This is a genomic window from Desulfuromonas carbonis (assembly GCF_054658035.1).
Window position 1 is genome coordinate 39819 of sequence record NZ_BAAHXR010000001.1, and the last position, 16380, is coordinate 56198.

14 protein-coding genes are annotated in these 16380 nt (G+C 64.3%); 2 read left to right on the forward strand and 12 right to left on the reverse strand.

Features of this window, described 5'->3' with window-relative positions:
* The first annotated feature begins 85 nt into the window (after positions 1–85).
* Both istA and istB read left to right on the forward strand, forming a co-directional pair.
* Positions 86–1612, forward strand: a complete 1527-nt coding sequence (gene istA / locus ACYQ8E_RS00205; RefSeq protein ID WP_066723643.1) for an IS21 family transposase — start codon at positions 86–88, stop codon at positions 1610–1612.
* A 14-nt stretch (positions 1613–1626) separates the two neighbouring features.
* Complete coding sequence (gene istB, locus ACYQ8E_RS00210) at positions 1627–2382, forward strand: IS21-like element helper ATPase IstB (RefSeq protein ID WP_066723645.1); 756 nt, start codon at positions 1627–1629, stop codon at positions 2380–2382.
* Between the two features lie 290 nt (positions 2383–2672).
* On the opposite strand, the gene ACYQ8E_RS00215 is transcribed toward istB, so the two are convergent.
* From ACYQ8E_RS00215 to ACYQ8E_RS00270, 12 genes are all read right to left on the reverse strand, one after another.
* The gene (locus ACYQ8E_RS00215; protein WP_231875402.1) at positions 2673–3071 is read right to left on the reverse strand and encodes a YkvA family protein; all 399 of its coding nucleotides are present in this window, start codon (positions 3069–3071) and stop codon (positions 2673–2675) included.
* Positions 3072–3091: 20 nt separating this feature from the next.
* Positions 3092–3856, reverse strand: a complete 765-nt coding sequence (locus ACYQ8E_RS00220; RefSeq protein WP_066726493.1) for a septal ring lytic transglycosylase RlpA family protein — start codon at positions 3854–3856, stop codon at positions 3092–3094.
* Positions 3853–4728, reverse strand: a complete 876-nt coding sequence (locus ACYQ8E_RS00225; protein ID WP_066726489.1) for a hypothetical protein — start codon at positions 4726–4728, stop codon at positions 3853–3855. The genes ACYQ8E_RS00220 and ACYQ8E_RS00225 overlap by 4 nt, the downstream gene beginning before the upstream one ends.
* Before the next feature lie 15 nt (positions 4729–4743).
* Positions 4744–5655, reverse strand: a complete 912-nt coding sequence (locus tag ACYQ8E_RS00230; protein ID WP_066726485.1) for a sugar kinase — start codon at positions 5653–5655, stop codon at positions 4744–4746.
* Between the two features lie 243 nt (positions 5656–5898).
* On the reverse strand, positions 5899–6852 hold the full coding sequence (locus ACYQ8E_RS00235) for an acetyl-CoA carboxylase carboxyltransferase subunit alpha (protein WP_066726483.1): 954 nt from the start codon (positions 6850–6852) through the stop codon (positions 5899–5901).
* A 95-nt stretch (positions 6853–6947) separates the two neighbouring features.
* On the reverse strand, positions 6948–10421 hold the full coding sequence (dnaE, locus tag ACYQ8E_RS00240; protein ID WP_066726481.1) for a DNA polymerase III subunit alpha: 3474 nt from the start codon (positions 10419–10421) through the stop codon (positions 6948–6950).
* A 94-nt stretch (positions 10422–10515) separates the two neighbouring features.
* Positions 10516–11097 (reverse strand): Maf family protein, encoded by a 582-nt coding sequence (locus ACYQ8E_RS00245; protein WP_459859777.1) that lies wholly within the window; start codon positions 11095–11097, stop codon positions 10516–10518.
* Positions 11098–11175: 78 nt separating this feature from the next.
* Positions 11176–11616, reverse strand: a complete 441-nt coding sequence (locus ACYQ8E_RS00250; RefSeq protein WP_066726477.1) for a hypothetical protein — start codon at positions 11614–11616, stop codon at positions 11176–11178.
* A 110-nt stretch (positions 11617–11726) separates the two neighbouring features.
* Positions 11727–12716 carry a helix-turn-helix transcriptional regulator gene (locus tag ACYQ8E_RS00255; protein ID WP_066726475.1) on the reverse strand — a complete coding sequence of 330 codons (990 nt, stop codon included), beginning with the start codon at positions 12714–12716 and terminating at the stop codon, positions 11727–11729.
* Between the two features lie 25 nt (positions 12717–12741).
* Entirely contained in the window at positions 12742–13131 is a 390-nt protein-coding gene (locus tag ACYQ8E_RS00260) for a nucleotide pyrophosphohydrolase (RefSeq protein ID WP_066726472.1), read from the reverse strand.
* A gap of 109 nt (positions 13132–13240) precedes the next feature.
* Positions 13241–14944, reverse strand: coding sequence for a polysaccharide biosynthesis protein (locus tag ACYQ8E_RS00265; protein WP_231875401.1), 1704 nt, complete (start codon positions 14942–14944; stop codon positions 13241–13243).
* A gap of 211 nt (positions 14945–15155) precedes the next feature.
* Complete coding sequence (locus ACYQ8E_RS00270; RefSeq protein WP_459859778.1) at positions 15156–16379, reverse strand: DegT/DnrJ/EryC1/StrS family aminotransferase; 1224 nt, start codon at positions 16377–16379, stop codon at positions 15156–15158.
* Position 16380: the final 1 nt, after the last annotated feature.

Here is a 16380-nt window from a genome sequence, read left to right on the forward strand (position 1 = left end):
GTTCTCGCGACGCTGGGTAACCGCGGGGTACAACCTTCTGGACTTTTTCCAGGAGGTGGTCCCATTGGCACACACGAGGTTATCCATGCGCAAGATCAAGGACGTTCTGCGTCTGCATTACGAAGCCGGCCTGACACAGCGGGCCATCGCCCGCTCCGTCGGCACGTCACACACCACGGTGGGCGAATTTCTGAGACGCGCCGCTCACGCCGGGTTGTCTTGGCCGCTGCCAGAGAATCTGGACGAAACCCGACTTGAACAGTTGCTCTTTCCGCCAGCGCCAGTCATTCCCGCCGACCAGCGCCCCATGCCCGACTGGGCGACCATCCATCAGGAACTCAAGCGCAAGGGCGTCACCCTGGGGCTGCTCTGGGAGGAATACCAGAACAGCCATCCCGAGGGGTATCGCTACAGCCGTTTCTGCGATCTGTACCGTGAGTGGTCCGGCAAACTGCGTCTGTCGATGCGTCAGGTGCACAAAGCCGGCGAGAAGCTGTTTGTCGACTACACCGGCCAGACCCTGCCGATCGTCGACCGCCGCACCGGCGAGATCCGCGAAGCGCAACTGTTCGTCGCGGCCCTGGGGGCGAGTTCCCAGACGTTTGCCGAAGCCACCTGGACCCAAGGGCTGCCGGACTGGATCGGCTCGCATGTCCGGGCCTTCTCCTTCTACGGCGGAGTGCCCGAGATCGTTGTTCCGGACAACCTGAAAAGCGCCGTCTCCAAACCCTGCCGCTACGAACCGGACATCAACCCCACCTATGCGGAGCTGGCCGCTCACTATGGCTGCGCGGTGATTCCGGCGCGGGTGCGCAAACCCAAAGACAAGGCCAAGGTCGAGGCGGCGGTTCTGGTCGCCGAGCGCTTCATCCTGGCGCGGCTGCGCAACCGTACCTTCTTCAGTCTGGCCGAGGCCAACGCCGCCATTCGGGAGCTGGTGGAGCACCTCAACCGGCGCCCCTTCAAGAAGCTTCCCGGCTGCCGCCAGCAGCTCTTCGACACCCTGGAACGTCCGGCTCTGAATCCTCTGCCGGCGACCCCCTATACGTTCGCCGAATGGCGCCATGCGCGGGTCAACATCGATTACCATGCCGAAGTCGACCACCACTACTACTCGGTCCCGTATGTGCTGGTGAAGCAGCAGCTCGACGTGCGCCTGACGGCGACCACCGTCGAATTTCTGCACAAAGGGCAACGGGTGGCCTCCCATGTCCGCTCCTCTGAGCGCGGTCGCCACACCACTCTCGGCGAGCACATGCCCAAAAGCCACAGGGAGTATGCCGAATGGACGCCGCAGCGCCTGGTTTCCTGGGCGGCCAAAACCGGACCGCACACCGCCGCCTTGGCAGAGAAGATCCTGGCCTCACGGGCCCATCCCCAGCAGGGCTACCGCAGCGTCCTGGGGCTGATCCGGCTGGCCAAGACCTACACGCCCGAGCGCCTGGAAGCGGCCTGCCAGCGGGCCCTGGCAACAAACGCCTGTCGCCTCAAGAGCGTCGCCTCGATCCTCAAAACCGGACTGGACCGCCAGTCGCTCCCCGAGTCCACCGAATCCCAACTCTCATTGCTGCCGAGTCACGACAACATCCGCGGCGCCGGCTACTACCACTGACCAAGGAGACCACCATGCTCAGCCACCCCACCGACGACAAACTGCGCGCCCTCAAGCTGACCGGCATGCTCAAGGCCCTTCAGGAACAGCGCCTTAGCGAGACCGCCGATGCCTTGAGCTTCGAGGAGCGCCTCGGCCTGCTGGTCGACCGCGAGCAGACCGAGCGCGACAGCCGCCGGCTCACCACTCGCCTGCGCACGGCCCGGCTGCGTCAGAGCGCCTGCATCGAGGACCTCGACTGGAGGGCACCCCGGGGACTCGACCGCGACCTCGTGCTGGCGCTGGCCGGCGGTCGCTACCTCGCCAAGGGCCACAACATTCTCATCACCGGCCCCACCGGCGTCGGCAAGAGCTACCTCGCCTGCGCCTTGGCTCACAAGGCCTGCCGCCTCGGCTGCAAGACCCTCTACCTGCGCCTGCCCCGCTTCCTGGAGGAACTGGCCCTCGCGCGGGCCGACGGCCGCTACCCCAAGATGATGGATAGAGTCGCCAAGACTCAACTGCTCGTCCTCGACGATTGGGGGCTCGCCCCCATGACCGCCGCCGGTTGCCGCGATCTGCTCGAAATCCTCGAGGACCGCCACAATCTGCGTTCGACCCTGATCACCAGCCAGCTTCCGGTCGAAGCCTGGCACGACTACCTCGGGGATCCGACGGTCGCCGACGCCATCCTCGACCGCCTCATCCACAACGCCTACCGGCTCACCTTGAAAGGAGAATCGATGCGCAAACGGCGATCCCAGCTTGACCCGATCGGCAACTTGGCGTAAGACAAAAACTCCAGCGTCGCTACGCTCCGATCACTGGCAACTTTGCCTTGGAACGAGTGGCAACTTTGCGCTGGAACGGCTGGCAACTTTCATCGGAATCCGCAGTTTGCCGCCTTTTTCTCCAAGCAAAAACAGCCCGCCCGGCGCTGGGCCGGTGCGGGCTGTTGAATTTCCTTCCTTGCTTTTTTCATGTCACCCCTCCAGTGAACCGAAAAAGACCCTTTTTGAATACCTTCTTCGCTGACGGCTGTCAATCATTTTGATAGTTTGCCGTGAAGCGAGAGAGACGATTACCAGCCGGCCTCCTCCAGCAGCCACCAGCCGAGAACGGCCGCCAGGGCAAGCCAGAGCAGCACGATCACCACCGCGGCGACTTTATTGCTGAAACGGGCGGTCACTGTGCTGGCGCGGGCGCGGCTCGCTTCGAGGACGTCGACCGGGGTCAGCCTGAGGATCAGCAGGATCAGCAGCGGAAGGAGGATCAGGTCGTCGAGGTGGCCGAGCAGGGGGATGAAGTCAGGGATCAGGTCGATGGGGCTGAGGGCGTAGGCGCCGACGGCAAGGGCGAGGAAGCGCAGGGGGAGCGGCGTACGCGGGTCGCGGGCGATGAACCAGACGGTCAGGCCGTCATGGCCGAGGCGCTTCGCTGCCGCCCTTAATTTTCCCAGCGCCTGCATCGATCTGCCCATGAAGAGGTGACCGCCCTCCCCTACTCCATCGCCACCACGAAGCTGCTCGGATAACCGGCGCGTTCGTACTGGGCGCGGGCGGTTTCGGCCGCTTCGAGGGAGGTGTAGTTGCCGGCGCGGACCCGGTAGAAGAGCTGGCCGCCGACGTACCCCTGCTGGACGCTGGCGGCGCCGTAACGGTCGCGCAGCTGGGCGGCGAGGCGATTGGCGTTGTCGGCGACGGTAAAGGCGCCGACCTGGACGGCGAAGTGGCCGATGTCGTAGCTGACCGGCTGGCGGTAGACGACCTGGCCCGGGGTATCACTCTCCTGGTAGCCGAGGGCCTCGACCCGCACCGGCGCCGTGCCGGGGCCGACGACGTCGAGGGCCTTGGCAGCGGCGAAGGAGAGATCGATGATGCGTCCCTTGACGAAGGGGCCGCGATCGTTGACGCGCACTGTCGCCTGCTTGCCGGTGGCGGTGTTGGTGACGCGGACGAAGACGCCGAGCGGGAGGGTCTTGTGGGCGGCGGTCATGGCGTACATGTTGTAGGTTTCGCCGTTACTCGTCTTCTTGCCGTGAAAATCGGCGCCGTACCAGCTCGCCGTCCCCTCCTGGACAAACCCCTCGTGGCTGCGCAGCGGGTCGTAGCGCTGGCCGTTGACGGTGTAGGGTTTCTGGTGTCCCTTGAGCTCGCGCCCTTCCGGGGTGTCGATGACGCGGGTGGTGTAGGTCGGCCCGCCGCAAGCGGCGAGGAGGAGCAGCAAAAGCGCGAAAAAGAGGCCGGGCAGGGAACGACGCATCATTGGACTCCGGCGACGGCGGGCGCCAGGGGGGGCTGTGGCTCCTCGACGTTGGCGGCCTTGATGCGGCCGACGATGTGGCCGGGAATCGCGGCGGCGAGCTGGATGCCGAGCTGCACCGGGTAGGAGATCGGCGTGAACCAGGAGGCGATCCCCAACCCCTCGCCGATGATATAGGTGCCGTAGGCCGGATAGAGGACTTTGTAAGCCTTCTTCTCCTCCGCAGGCTGCTCCTCGGCACGGTCGTAGCCGATAGCGTCGCCGGTGGCGATCGCCTCCTGATAGAGGGGGAAGAGCGGGATCATGCGGGCGGCAGCGTAGACCCCCTTGTATTCACGCTGGGCGAAGTCTTTGGCGTGCCCCCCTTCGTGAACGACGATGGCGGTGTGGTCGGAGTAGATATTGATGGTGTTGGTGAAGGGGTTGTAGTTGTCGCCGCCAAAAACCCGTCCCGGCAGGATGGTGTAGAAGGTGGTGGTGATGGCGCCGATGGTGTAGCGCCAGAAGCCGTTGACCGAGCGGTTCTTCACCAGCCGCCGCCATTCGCCGCCGGGCGCGTACTGGTTGAGACGCACCTTGACGCTGGGGAGGTCGTTGGCGGCCAGGTAGCTGCTGAGCGCTTCTTCGGTCTCCGGCGAAATATCGTGGTTGTCAACGCTCCAGTTCCAGAGGATCAGCTTGCTCGGCAGGGAGAAGAAGTAGTGGCCGATGCCATCGAGGAAGGCGACCGGCCGGCCGCGCTCGATCTGCGGCTCCCCCGCTCTCAGGTTGACCGTATCCGGCGCCTCGACGTTGTGAGTGTACTGGTAGGGAACGGCGGCGCAGCCGGCAAGGAGCAGCAGCGCCAGGGCAAGCAATGGCAGGTAGCGTCTCATGTTATCCCTCCGCGATCAGATGGCAGGCTGGGCCTGCAACAGCTCTTCCACCTCGTCCCGCCGCGGGATCGCCGTGCGCCCGCCGAGGGCGCGGCACTTCAGCGCGGCGCAGGCAGCGGCGAAGCGGACCGTCTGCGGCAGCGGCCACTCCTGCAGCAGACCGTAGATATAACCGCCGTGAAAGACGTCGCCGCAGCCGGTGGTATCGACGGCGGTGACGGCAAAGGCCGGCTGATGGAACTCGCCGCCGCGCTGGGTGCGGGTGATGCTGCCGCGGGCGCCGCGGGTGACGGTGACGGCGCGGGCGCCGTACTCGAGGAGTGGCTCGAGGGCCGCTTCGACCGGGCCGCCGGCGGTGACCTGGCGGGCAAAGCGCTCGCTGACGACGAGGTGGTCGATATAGGGGAGAAGCTCCCGCGTCCCCGCGCGCCAGGTGCCGCCATCGAGGACCGTGGTCACCTCGGCGGCCCGGGCGCGATGGGCGGCGGCAAGGGAGGCCTCGGCCTGGAGGCCGTCGAGATGGAGCACCCGCACCCCGGCCAGCAGCTGCGGCGAGAGTTCGGCGGCATGGAGCGGCCGAGCGCTGCCGCGGTGCCAGAAGATGGTGCGCCGGGCGCCGCCGTCGACGGCGATAAAGGCGAGCTGGCTGCTGGCGCCGCGCTCGGCGTCGAGCCAGCGACAGTCGACCCCCTCCTGCTCCAGCTCCCGCCGCATGCGCCGGCCGTGCTCGTCGTCGCCGCAGCGGCCGACCAGCGCGGTGCCGACCCCGAGCCGGGCGAGGGTGACGAGGGCGGTGGCGACCGGTCCGCCCCCCTGGATCAGGAACTGGTCGAGCTCGGCTTTTTCGTCGACCGCCGGGTAGCTTTCGAGGCGGCCGATCAGGTCGAGGGAGGACTGGCCGAGGCCGACGACGGCAATTTCAGCCATGACCCGCCCCGGCATAAAAACAGGGATGATACGGTGTCGGAGGAGCAAATTTCGTCCTGGTCATCCCGTCCATCCCTGTGGTTTAAGTATTCGTGATTCGTGATTCGTGACTCGTGACTCGTGACTCGTGACTCGTGACTCGTGACTCGTGACTCGTGACTCGTGACTCGTGACTCGTGACTCGTGACTCGTGACTCGTTGCTCGTTGCTCGTTGCTCTTTACCCGTTGCCCGTTGCTCGCCCTTACTCCTGCACCTGGCTCATGGCGCGGAACTTCTGGTAGCGCTGTTCGACCAGCTCCTCGGGGGTGAGCTCCTTGAGCTCGAGGTAGTGTTTCTTGAGGAACGACTTGACGTTGGCGGCAGCCAGGGCGTGGTCGTTGTGGGCCCCGCCGATCGGCTCGGGGATGACATCGTCGATGACGCAGCCGAGCTCCTGGATGTCGGTGGCGGTGAGTTTGAGGGCCTCGGCGGCCTGGGGTCCCATGGTGCCGTCGCTCCAGAGGATGGCCGCGCACCCTTCCGGCGAGATGACCGCGTAGACCGAATATTCCATCATCATGACGCGGTTGCCGACGGCGATGCCGAGCGCTCCGCCGGAGCCCCCCTCGCCGGTGATGGTGGTGATGACCGGCACCGTCAGCGCCGCCATCTCCCGCAGGTTGCGGGCGATCGCCTCAGCCTGGCCGCGCTCCTCGGCGCCGATGCCGGGAAAAGCGCCGGGGGTATCGACGAAGGTGAAGATCGGCAGCTTGAACTGCTCGGCCATCTGCATTACCCGCAGCGCTTTGCGGTAGCCTTCGGGATTGGGCATTCCGAAGTTGCGGTAAACCTTCTCCTTGGTGTCGCGCCCCTTCTGGTGGCCGATGACGCAGCAGGGCTGGCCGTCGAAGCGGGCAAAGCCGGCAACAATGGCCGGGTCGTCGCGGAAATTGCGGTCACCGTGGACCTCGAACCAGTCGGTGAAGATGTGCTGGACGTAGTCGAGGGTGAAGGGGCGGTTGACGTGGCGGGCGAGCTGGGTGCGCTGCCAGCGGCTGAGGTTGGAGAAGATCTCCTCGCGCAGCTTTTCGGCTTTTTTCTCCAGTTTCCTGATCTCGCCGGAGAAATCGACCTTGTCGGTCGAATACTCGCGCAGCTCGCGGATCTTCTGCTCCAGCTCGACGAGGGGTTTTTCGAATTCGAGGTAAAACTGCATAGGAACTCCTTGTTTATTCGGCACACGGCGAAAGGCCAAAGGGTCGCCCCTTCGGCCTCCTGCCGCCGGCCGCTAGCCCGCGGCCGCGGCCTGCGCTACTCAAAAGTGACGACATTATAGCCAAAAAGCTTTTCCGTAGCATCCATTATTTCATCGCTCGCCGCCACCGCCAGGTTCTCGGGGAGTTTGAGCAGGGTTTCGCTGCGGTTGGGGATCACCAGGTGAATCAGCGCCGCGCAGCTGCCGCGGTGGCGCGCCATGATATCGCGCAGCGCCCGCAGCTGGGCCTCGTCGAGGCCGGGGGTGGTGAGGCGGAAGTGAACCTTGCTGGTGAGACGCTCCTTGACCTCGCGCAGGGCAAGGACTTCGCTCGCCATCAGCTTGACGCTCTCCTCGCCGATATCGAGAGTGCCGGAGACCAGCAGCGGCTCCTCGCTCTTGAGCAGTTCCATCGCCGCCAGATAGGTCTCGGGGAAGACCACCATCTCGACAAAGCCGGTCAGATCCTCGAGGGTGACAAAGGCCATCCGGTCCCCCTTCTTGGTCACCAGCTCCTTAAGCCCGGCGACGATGCCGCAGACCTTGACCTCCTCCTTGTCGGTGCGCTCGGCCAGCTCGGCGGTGCTGCAGGTGGCGAAGCGCTTGATCGAGGCGGCGTGGCGGGCGAGGGGGTGGCCGGTGATGTAGAAGCCGAGGGCCTCCTTCTCGAAGCCGAGCAGGATGTTCTCGGCCCACTCTTCCAGCGCCGGCAGCTGGCCGTAGCCGTTGCCGCCGGCGGAGATGATCTCCTCGGTACCGAAGAGCGACTCCTGCCCCATCGCCTTCTCGCGCTGGACCTTCTGGCCGATCTCCATCGCCTCTTCGAGGACCGCCATGTACTGGGAGCGCTTGCCGCCGAGAGAGTCGAGGGCGCCGCACTTGACCAGCGCCTCGACCACCTTCTTGTTGACCTTCTGCAGGTTGACCCGCTCACAGAAGTCGTGCAGCGAGAGGTAAGGTTGCTCCTGGCGCGCCTCGACGATCGACTCGAGGGCGGTGCTGCCGACCCCCTTGACGGCGCCGAGGCCGAAGCGGATCGACTTGTCGTGGACGGTAAAGGAGCGCTCCGAGGCGTTGATGTCGGGGGGGAGGACCTCGATCCCCATCGCGCGCACCTCGGAGATGTTCTTGATCACCTTGTCGGTGTTCTCCATGTCCTCGGTCAAGAGCGCCGCCATGAACTCGACCGGGAAATGGGCCTTGAGATAGGCGGTGTGGTAGGCGATCAGGGCGTAGGCGGCCGAGTGCGACTTGTTGAAGCCGTACTCGGCGAACTTGGCCATCAGGTCGAAGACCCCTTCCGCCTTCTTGGCGTCGATCCCCTGCGCCTTGGCGCCGGCGAGGAAGGGTTCCTTCTCCTTGGCCATGACCGCCGGGTCCTTCTTCCCCATCGCCCGGCGCAGCAGGTCGGCACGGCCGAGGGAGTAGCCGGCCAGGGTCCGCGAGATCTGCATGACCTGTTCCTGGTAGACGATGACGCCGTAGGTGTCCTTGAGGATCGGCTCGAGCTGCGGCAGATCGTAAGTGATCGCCTTGCGGCCGTGCTTGCGCTGGATGAAATCGTCGACCATGCCGCTCCCGAGGGGGCCGGGACGATAGAGGGCGCAGACGGCGATGATATCCTCGAAGCAGGAGGGCTTGAGCTTGATCAGCAGCTCCTTCATGCCGCTCGATTCGAGCTGGAAGACGCCGGTGGTGTTGCCGGCCTGGAGGAGCTGGTAGGAGAGCTCGTCGTCGTCGCGCAGCAGCGTGATGTCGAAGGCGGGATCCTTAGCGCCACGGATCAGCTTGACCGCGTTGTCGATGACGGTGAGGGTCTTCAGGCCGAGGAAGTCGAACTTGACCAGCCCGCACTTCTCGACGAATTTCATCGCGTACTGGGTGACCTGGGCCCCCGACTTGGGATCGGTGTAGAGCGGCAGGTATTCGGTGAGCGGCCGCGGCGTGACAACGACGCCGGCGGCGTGGGTCGAAGCGTGGCGGGTCAGCCCCTCAAGGGCCAGAGCGATCGGCCAGAGCTGCTTAATCTTCGGGTCCTTCTCCACCAGCTCGCGCAGCTTCGGCTCCTGGGCGAGGGCTTCCTTGAGGGTGATGCCGAGGGTGCCGGGGACCAGCTTGGCGACCTTGTCGACCTCGCCGTAGGGCATGTTGAGCGCCCGGCCGACGTCGCGAATCACCCCCTTGGCGAGCATGGTGCCAAAAGTGATGATCTGGGCGACGTTTTCGCTGCCGTACTTCTGGCGGACGTAATCGATGACCCGCTCGCGGCCGTAGATGCAGAAGTCGACGTCGATATCGGGCATCGAGACCCGCTCCGGGTTGAGGAAACGCTCGAAGAGGAGATGGTAGGGCATCGGGTCGATGTCGGTGATGCGGATGGCGTAGGCGACCAGCGACCCGGCGGCCGAGCCACGCCCCGGGCCGACCGGGATGTCGTGGTCCTTGGCCCAGTTGATGAAATCGGCGACGATCAGGAAGTAGCCGGGAAAACCCATCTGCTTGATGCAGGCGAGTTCCCGTTCGAGCCGCTCCCGGTACCCCTGCTCCTCTTCGGCGGAAAAGTCGGGGCGCAGCTTGCGGATGTTGGTGAGGCGTTCGTCGAGCCCGTGACGGGACTGCTCCTCAAGGATATCGTCGAGGCTCTTGCCGGCCGGCACCTCGTACTGGGGGAAGTGGTAGGTCTTGAAATCGAGTTCGAGGTTGCAGCGCTCGGCGATCTCCACCGTGCTGCGCAGCGCCTCGGGGACATGCTTGAAGAGCTCGGCCATCTCCGCCGGACTCTTGACGTAGAACTCCTCGTTGGAAAAACGCATCCGCGAGGGGTCGTCCATGGTCTTGCCGGTCTGGATACAGAGGAGCACCTCGTGGGCGAAGGCCTGTTCGCGGCCGAGGTAGTGGCAGTCGTTGGTCGCCACCAGCGGCAGGCCGAGCTCGCGGCCGATCTCGATCAGCCCCTGGTTGACGGTTTCCTGCTCGGGGAGGAAATTCTCCTGCAGTTCGAGGTAGAAGCGGTTGTCGTCGAAGATGGCGGCGATCTCGCCGGCGCGCCGTTTGGCGTCCGCCATCCGGCCATTGCCGATCAGGGTCGGCAGCTCGCCGCCAAGGCAGGCACTCAGGGCAATCAGGCCGGCGTTGCGCTCCTGGAGCAGCTCCCAGTCGACCCGCGGCTTGTAGTAGAACCCCTCGCGGTAGGCCGAGGAGACGAGGGCGCAGAGGTTGCGGTAGCCGGTGAGGTTCTGGCAGAGGAGGACGAGGTGACCGGAGGCGTCGGAGGAGCTGCGCGCGTTCCCCTTTTCGAAGCGGGAACCGGTGGCGACATAGATCTCGCAGCCGATGATCGGCTTGATACCGGCGGCCATCGCCTTCTCGTAGAACTCGATGGCGCCGAACATGTTGCCGTGATCGGTGACCGCCAACGCCGGCATGCGGAATTCCTTGGCCCGCTCGATCAGGTCGCCGATCTTGATGGCGCCGTCGAGGAGGCTGTACTGGCTGTGCAGGTGCAAGTGAACAAAATCGGCGTGTTTCATAAAAACCCGGGCAAGAGAAACGGGGGAGCGGCAGAGGAGGACGGTTCCGGGACCAGGCTCCGGAATCGCTTTGCTGCTCGCCGCGCTTTTGATTTTACAGGATGTGGACTCCGAACTGTTCGAGCATCTGCGTGAGCTTGATCAGTGGCAGCCCGATCAGGGTGGTGTAATCGCGCCCGTCGAGGTGGTCCATCAGGGCGATGCCGAGCCCCTCGATCTTGAAGGAACCGGCGCAGTCGACCGGGTTTTCCCGCTCGACATAGCTGCGGATTTGGGTCTCCGTCAGCTGGCGCAGGGTGACGGTGAAGGTATCGAAATCGGTGGCCACCGTTTGGGCCGCCGCGTCGAAGAGGGCGATCCCGGTATAAAAAGTGTGGCTGCGCCCGGCCATCCCCTTGAGCTGCTCCACCGCCCTCTCCGGGCTCCCCGGCTTGCCGACGATGCGGCGCCGGGCATCGACGAAGACCTGGTCGGCGCCGATGATCAGCGCCTCGGGAAAATGTTTCGCCAGACTCTCGGCCTTGTGCAGGGCGAGATGCTTGACCAGCAGCTCCGGCGCCACCGTCTGGTCGAGCTCCTCGAAGTAGAGGGGCGAGGCGGTGATGAAGGGGAGCCCGAGCTGTTGCAGCAGTTGCTTGCGGTAAGGGCTGGTGGAGGCGAGCACGAGCTGACGCATGGCGTATCCTCGGGACGAAAGGGCAGCCCCTTTTTTACCCCAGCACGCCATGAAAAGCAATGGCGGAAAGCAGCAACGCTAGGCCGCCTGCCGCCCCCAGGTCACCCGTTCCTCCCCGATCACCAGCGGCAGTTCCAGCTGTTCGCCCCAGGTCCGGGCCCGCTGCGGCAGCCAGCGCCCCTGGGCCGAGCAGCCAAGGACCCGGGACTTCGTTTCCCCGGGGATTCCCTGCAGGCAGACCTGCAGGTCGGCGAGCGCCTGGCACAAAGCCGCCGTCACCCGCCCGCGGTCATGGCGCTGAAAAAATTCCCGCAATCGCAGGGGAGCGAGATAGTCGTCGACAAAGGTAACGGTCGTCTCGGCGCCGACTTCGATCAGCACCTCCCCTTCCATGCGCCCGTCGCCACAGATACCACTGACGGCAAAAAAGGGATGACCGCGGTAGCGTCGCTCCTCGATCGCCTGGATGTCGAAATAGAGGGGGTCGTTCTCCAGGTTGCCGGTTGCCAGATAGAGCATGGGACACCTCCTGTCGCTGAGTTTGGCTGTGCTGTTGATGCTACCCTAGCGAGGAGGTGTGACAGAATGCGTCACTATGCTTCAGCGATGAGCGACGGGGGTCACGGGGGTCACGGGGGTCCCTGCAAGCTGAGCCCCTGCTGCAGTCCGCGCAGGAAAGCGCTTCGCAACGACGGAGGTTCAAGGACCTGGACATGGGGGAGGTAGGAGTAGAGCCAGGCGAGGAGTTCCTTCTCGCCGCCGGCGTGAAAGGTCAGGGTCAGGCTGCCGTCGGCGTGTTCCTCGATCACCTGGCTGGGGTGCCAGGTGCGTTCGCGGATCAGGTGGGCGATCGGTTCGGCGAAACGGACCCGGATCTGCTGTGGCGCCTCGTCGATCAGGCCGAAGGCGCTGCCGGTCAGGTCGGCGATGGCAAAATCCTCGGGGACCTCGAAGCGTTCCCGGCTCACCTCAACCCCCTGCAGACGATCGACCAGAAAGAGGCGCAGCGCCTGGCGATTGTGGGCATAACCACCGAGGTAGAGGGAGTTGCTGAAAAAAAGGAGGGTGTAGGGGTCGAAGAGGTACTCTTCGACCTCCCGATGCGGGGGAGCGTAGTGCAGGCGGCAGCGCTGCTGGAAGAGGAGCGCGTCGCGCAGCTGTTCCAGGATCTGCCGCTTGCCCGAATAGTCGCGCAGCCCCTGGAAGCGGGGCGCCGCCGCGGCGGCGAGGCGTTCGAGATGGGCGACGCTGCGCGGCGGCAGGCTGGAGCGGATCTTGGCGAAGATCGCCTCGAGATCGTCCTGGAACGGGGTCCCGGCGAGAAAGGCGAGCTGTCCGCGGCCGAGGTAGAGGGTCATCAGCTCCTGCAGGGAGAAGGTGATCGGCGGGATCTTCTTGAAGCCGGTGATGAAGCGGTAGAGGACGCGGCCGTCACTCTCGCGCTCCGAAACGAGCGGGTAGCCGGCGTCGCGGATCGCCTGCAGGTCGCGGAAGATGGTACGCCGCGTCACCCGGCACTCCTCGGCGAGTTCGTCGATGGTCGCCCCGTAGCGGGCCTCGAGGATGCGGATGACGTCGTGGAGCCGCGCCGCCTGGCTGTATTTTTTCGCCGGTTTCATGGACGCCTTCGGGTGGCGGGGGACCTCAGGCTTCCGGATCTTCCGGCAGCTGCTTTTGATAATGGGTGTACTTGTGGGATTTGCCGCGGACCTGGTCGGAGGGATACTTGCGGATGTTCTTGGCCATTTTGGCGAGGACGGTATCGGCGAGATCGAGTTGCAGCGTATTGGCCAGGGAGAGGGAATAGATGACGATGTCGGCAAGCTCCTCGCCGATGTCGGCCAACGCCTCCGCAGGAAGGTTCTTTGACGCCTCGACGGTCAGCCACTGGAAATGCTCCATCAGCTCGGCGGCCTCGATGGCGATCGACATGGAGAGATTCTTCGGCGTGTGGAACTGCTCCCAATCCCGCTCGCGGACGAAATCCGCCATCTTTTCCTTCAGCTGCTGCAGGGTCGTCTGCCCGTCACCCATGGTTGCCTCCTGCGCAGGGGGAAAATATCCTCTCGCCGAACCGGCCGGCTAGCAGCTCCCCCCGGGTACTCATTGTGCAACCACCAGCTTTCGACATCCCGCCATCCTTTCAGGATGCGTGGCGCTGGGCGCCAGCCTTCTCCGGGCAATATTCCGGCACGATCTCCCGCAGCTTCGCCACCACCCCGGCCTGGTCGAGAGCGCGCTGGATCTGGTAGAGCTCTTCGAGCTGCTGCTCCAGGTGGGCGCGATTGACAGGGGTCGATTCGGCGACCATGATCTTCTCATGACTGGTCGGCTTGACCCCTTCGCCAGCAATTAGGAGTTCCTCGAAGAGCTTCTCCCCGGGGCGTAATCCGCTAAAGCGGATCTCGATATCCTCATAGGGAGTGAAGCCGGAAAGCCGGATCAGTTCCTCGGCAAGGGTGACGATCTTCACCGGCTCGCCCATATCGAGGAGGAAGATCTCCCCCCCCTGTCCCATGCTCCCGGCCTGCAGCACCAGCTGAGTCGCTTCCGGTATCGTCATGAAAAAGCGCGTCACATCCCGATGGGTGACGGTCACCGGCCCTCCTGCGGCGATCTGTTTCTTGAAGATCGGCACCACGCTGCCGGCGCTGCCGAGGACATTGCCGAAGCGGACGGTGACGAAGCGGGTGCGGCTGGTCCGGGCCAGGGCCTGGACGTAAAGCTCCGCCGCCCGTTTGGTCGCCCCCATGACGTTGGTCGGATTGACCGCCTTGTCGGTGGAGACCATGACGAAAGCCTCGCAGTGGCAGGCATCAGCGGCATCGGCCATGACCCGCGAGCCGCGCACGTTGTTGTTGGCCGCCTCGGCCGGGTTGTGCTCCATCAGCGGCACGTGCTTGTAGGCGGCGGCATGAAAAACCACTTGGGGCTGGCACTCGTCAAAGAGGGCCTGGATCCGCGCCCGGTCCCGAACATCACCGACAATGGCAGTGTGGCGCAGCTCCGGATGTTCCCGGGCCAGCTCGTTGTGAATGGAGAAGAGGGGTGACTCGGCGTGGTCGAAGAGGATGATGCGGGCGGGACGGAAACGGCAGACCTGGCGGCAGATCTCGCTGCCGATGCTGCCGGCGGCACCGGTGATGAAGATCCGCTTCCCTTCCAGAAAGGAGCGGATCAGCTCAAGGTCGAGGTGCGCCGGTTCACGGCCGAGGAGATCATTCAGGTCGACATCCCGCACCTGCTGGATCGAAACCCGGCCGTCGATGAGGTCGCTGATGCCGGGGAGGGTCTTGAAGGCGACGCCGAGAGTCTGGCAGTGATCGACAATTGTCCGCATCTGCTTGCCGGTCGCCGAGGGGATGGCGACGATGATTTCCTGAACCTGGTGCTGCCGGCAGATGGCGGGGAGGTCTTTCTGAGTGCCGAGGACTTCAAAGCCGGCAAAGGTCCGCCGCAGCTTGTCGGCATCGTCATCGACGTAACCGACGATGGTCTTGTTCAGCGCCGGGTTCTGCCGGATCTCCTTGGCGATCATCTGGCCAGCGCTGCCGGCGCCTACGATCAGGATGCGCCTACCGCCGTTGCCATTCTTCCCCAAAAACGGGAGATAGTTCTCCCGCAACGCACGGGTTAAAAAGCGGGTACCGGCTAACATACAGAAGCAGATTATCCAGTCGAGGACCAGGATCGAGCGGGGGATATTGCCGAGGCGATGGGAAAAGAAAAGGACGAGAATAAGGGCAACGGAGGCGAAAAGGTTGGCCCGGGCGAGCAGCAGAATGTCCGCCATCGAGGCGTAGCGCCACCAGCCGCGAAAGGTTCCCACGCCCCAGAAAACCGCCATTTTCACAACGACCAGAATCGGCAGGAGGGCGGGGATGGAACGCAAGTGGTTGGGAGGGATACGAAAATCAAACCGCAGGAGATAGGAGAGCAGCAGTGCGGATACGAGAATGAGTATCTTAAAGACAAGAATAACCCAAAACCTGTATTCTCTGATCAGTTCCTTCACAGATTCCCCCAAAAATCCATATTTAACGAAAACTGTACGTTTTTTATGCCGGCAGGGCAGCCACGGCCGTGTCGACGGCCGCGACCGTAGTCAGCATAGCCCCCTCGTCCAGGGTCGGATGAACAAGAAACATCAAGCTGGTCTCCCCCAAGGCCCGGGCAATGGGCAACGGAGCCCGGGGCCCCAGGCCGGCCTCCCTGAAAGCCTGCTCGCGATAGATTTCACTGCAACTTCCGGAATAGCATGGGACACCTGCAGCGTTAATGGCATCGATCAGCCGGTCGCGCAGGTCACGTCCCGGGGTCGGGGTGGCAGTATAAACCAGATCCGGGCGGAGAAAAACGTAATACTTGTAATAGGCGTGAAAAATATCCTCGGGGGGCAGGGTCACGCGCAGCTCCGGCAACCGGGAGAAGCCTTCGTCCAGCAGCGCGGCATACCGGCGCCGGGTGGCGACCCATTCGGGCAACCGCCGCAGCTGAATACGCCCGATCGCCGCCTGCATCTCGGTCATGCGCATGTTCGTCCCAAATGATTCATGGAGCCAGCGAAAACCTGCCGGATGCTCCCGATTGTAAACCGCATCAAAGCTCTTGCCGTGGTCCTTGAAGGCCCAGCACCTTTCCCAGAGGGCGCTGTCATTGGTAGTCAGCATCCCCCCTTCCCCGCCGGTGGTCATGATCTTGTCCTGGCAGAAGGAAAAAGCCGCCGCATCGCCGAGGGAGCCGACCGGTTTCCCCTTGTAGCGGGCGCCGTGGGCCTGGGCGCAGTCCTCGATGACCTTGATGCCATGCTCCCTGGCCAACTCCAGCAATGGATCCATGTCGCAGGGCCAGCCGGCGAGGTGGACGGCGATGATCGCCTTCGTCCGCAGGGTGATCAGCGGCCGGACCGTCTCGGCGGTCAGGTTCTGGCTCACCGGGTCGACATCGGCGATGATCGGCGTCGCGCCGCGCATGACGATGCAGCTCGCCGAGGCGATGAAGGTGCGGGCGGTGGTGATCACCTCGTCGCCGGGGCCGATGCCGTAGCCGGCGAGGATCAATTCGAGGGCGACGGTGCCGTTGGCGAGGGCGATGGCATGCCGGCAGTCGCTGAAGGCGGCGAACTCCTTCTCGAACTCGCGACCTTCGGTTCCGGTCCAGTAGTTGACACGGTTGGAGAGGAGGACGCGATGGACGGCTTCGGCCTCCTCGTGGGTGAAGGAGGGCCAAGGGGCGAAGGAGGTATTGAGCATGAAGTCACCAGGGAGAGATAGAGAAAGCATG

Excerpts from the sequence above, each read along its gene's own strand:
- ACYQ8E_RS00245 (WP_459859777.1), bottom strand. The coding sequence starts at position 11,097 with ATGCGTCAGCTCGTGCTCGCCTCCACCAGCCCTTACCGCAAGCAACTG.
- ACYQ8E_RS00260 (WP_066726472.1), bottom strand. The coding sequence starts at position 13,131 with ATGGGTGACGGGCAGACGACCCTGCAGCAGCTGAAGGAAAAGATGGCG.
- ACYQ8E_RS00230 (WP_066726485.1), bottom strand. The coding sequence starts at position 5,655 with ATGGCTGAAATTGCCGTCGTCGGCCTCGGCCAGTCCTCCCTCGACCTG.
- ACYQ8E_RS00250 (WP_066726477.1), bottom strand. The coding sequence starts at position 11,616 with ATGCTCTATCTGGCAACCGGCAACCTGGAGAACGACCCCCTCTATTTC.
- ACYQ8E_RS00225 (WP_066726489.1), bottom strand. The coding sequence starts at position 4,728 with ATGAGACGCTACCTGCCATTGCTTGCCCTGGCGCTGCTGCTCCTTGCC.
- dnaE (WP_066726481.1), bottom strand. The coding sequence starts at position 10,421 with ATGAAACACGCCGATTTTGTTCACTTGCACCTGCACAGCCAGTACAGC.
- ACYQ8E_RS00235 (WP_066726483.1), bottom strand. The coding sequence starts at position 6,852 with ATGCAGTTTTACCTCGAATTCGAAAAACCCCTCGTCGAGCTGGAGCAG.
- ACYQ8E_RS00220 (WP_066726493.1), bottom strand. The coding sequence starts at position 3,856 with ATGATGCGTCGTTCCCTGCCCGGCCTCTTTTTCGCGCTTTTGCTGCTC.
- ACYQ8E_RS00215 (WP_231875402.1), bottom strand. The coding sequence starts at position 3,071 with ATGGGCAGATCGATGCAGGCGCTGGGAAAATTAAGGGCGGCAGCGAAG.
- ACYQ8E_RS00270 (WP_459859778.1), bottom strand. The coding sequence starts at position 16,379 with ATGCTTTCTCTATCTCTCCCTGGTGACTTCATGCTCAATACCTCCTTC.
- istA (WP_066723643.1), top strand. The coding sequence starts at position 86 with ATGCGCAAGATCAAGGACGTTCTGCGTCTGCATTACGAAGCCGGCCTG.
- istB (WP_066723645.1), top strand. The coding sequence starts at position 1,627 with ATGCTCAGCCACCCCACCGACGACAAACTGCGCGCCCTCAAGCTGACC.
- ACYQ8E_RS00265 (WP_231875401.1), bottom strand. The coding sequence starts at position 14,944 with ATGGCGGTTTTCTGGGGCGTGGGAACCTTTCGCGGCTGGTGGCGCTAC.
- ACYQ8E_RS00255 (WP_066726475.1), bottom strand. The coding sequence starts at position 12,716 with ATGAAACCGGCGAAAAAATACAGCCAGGCGGCGCGGCTCCACGACGTC.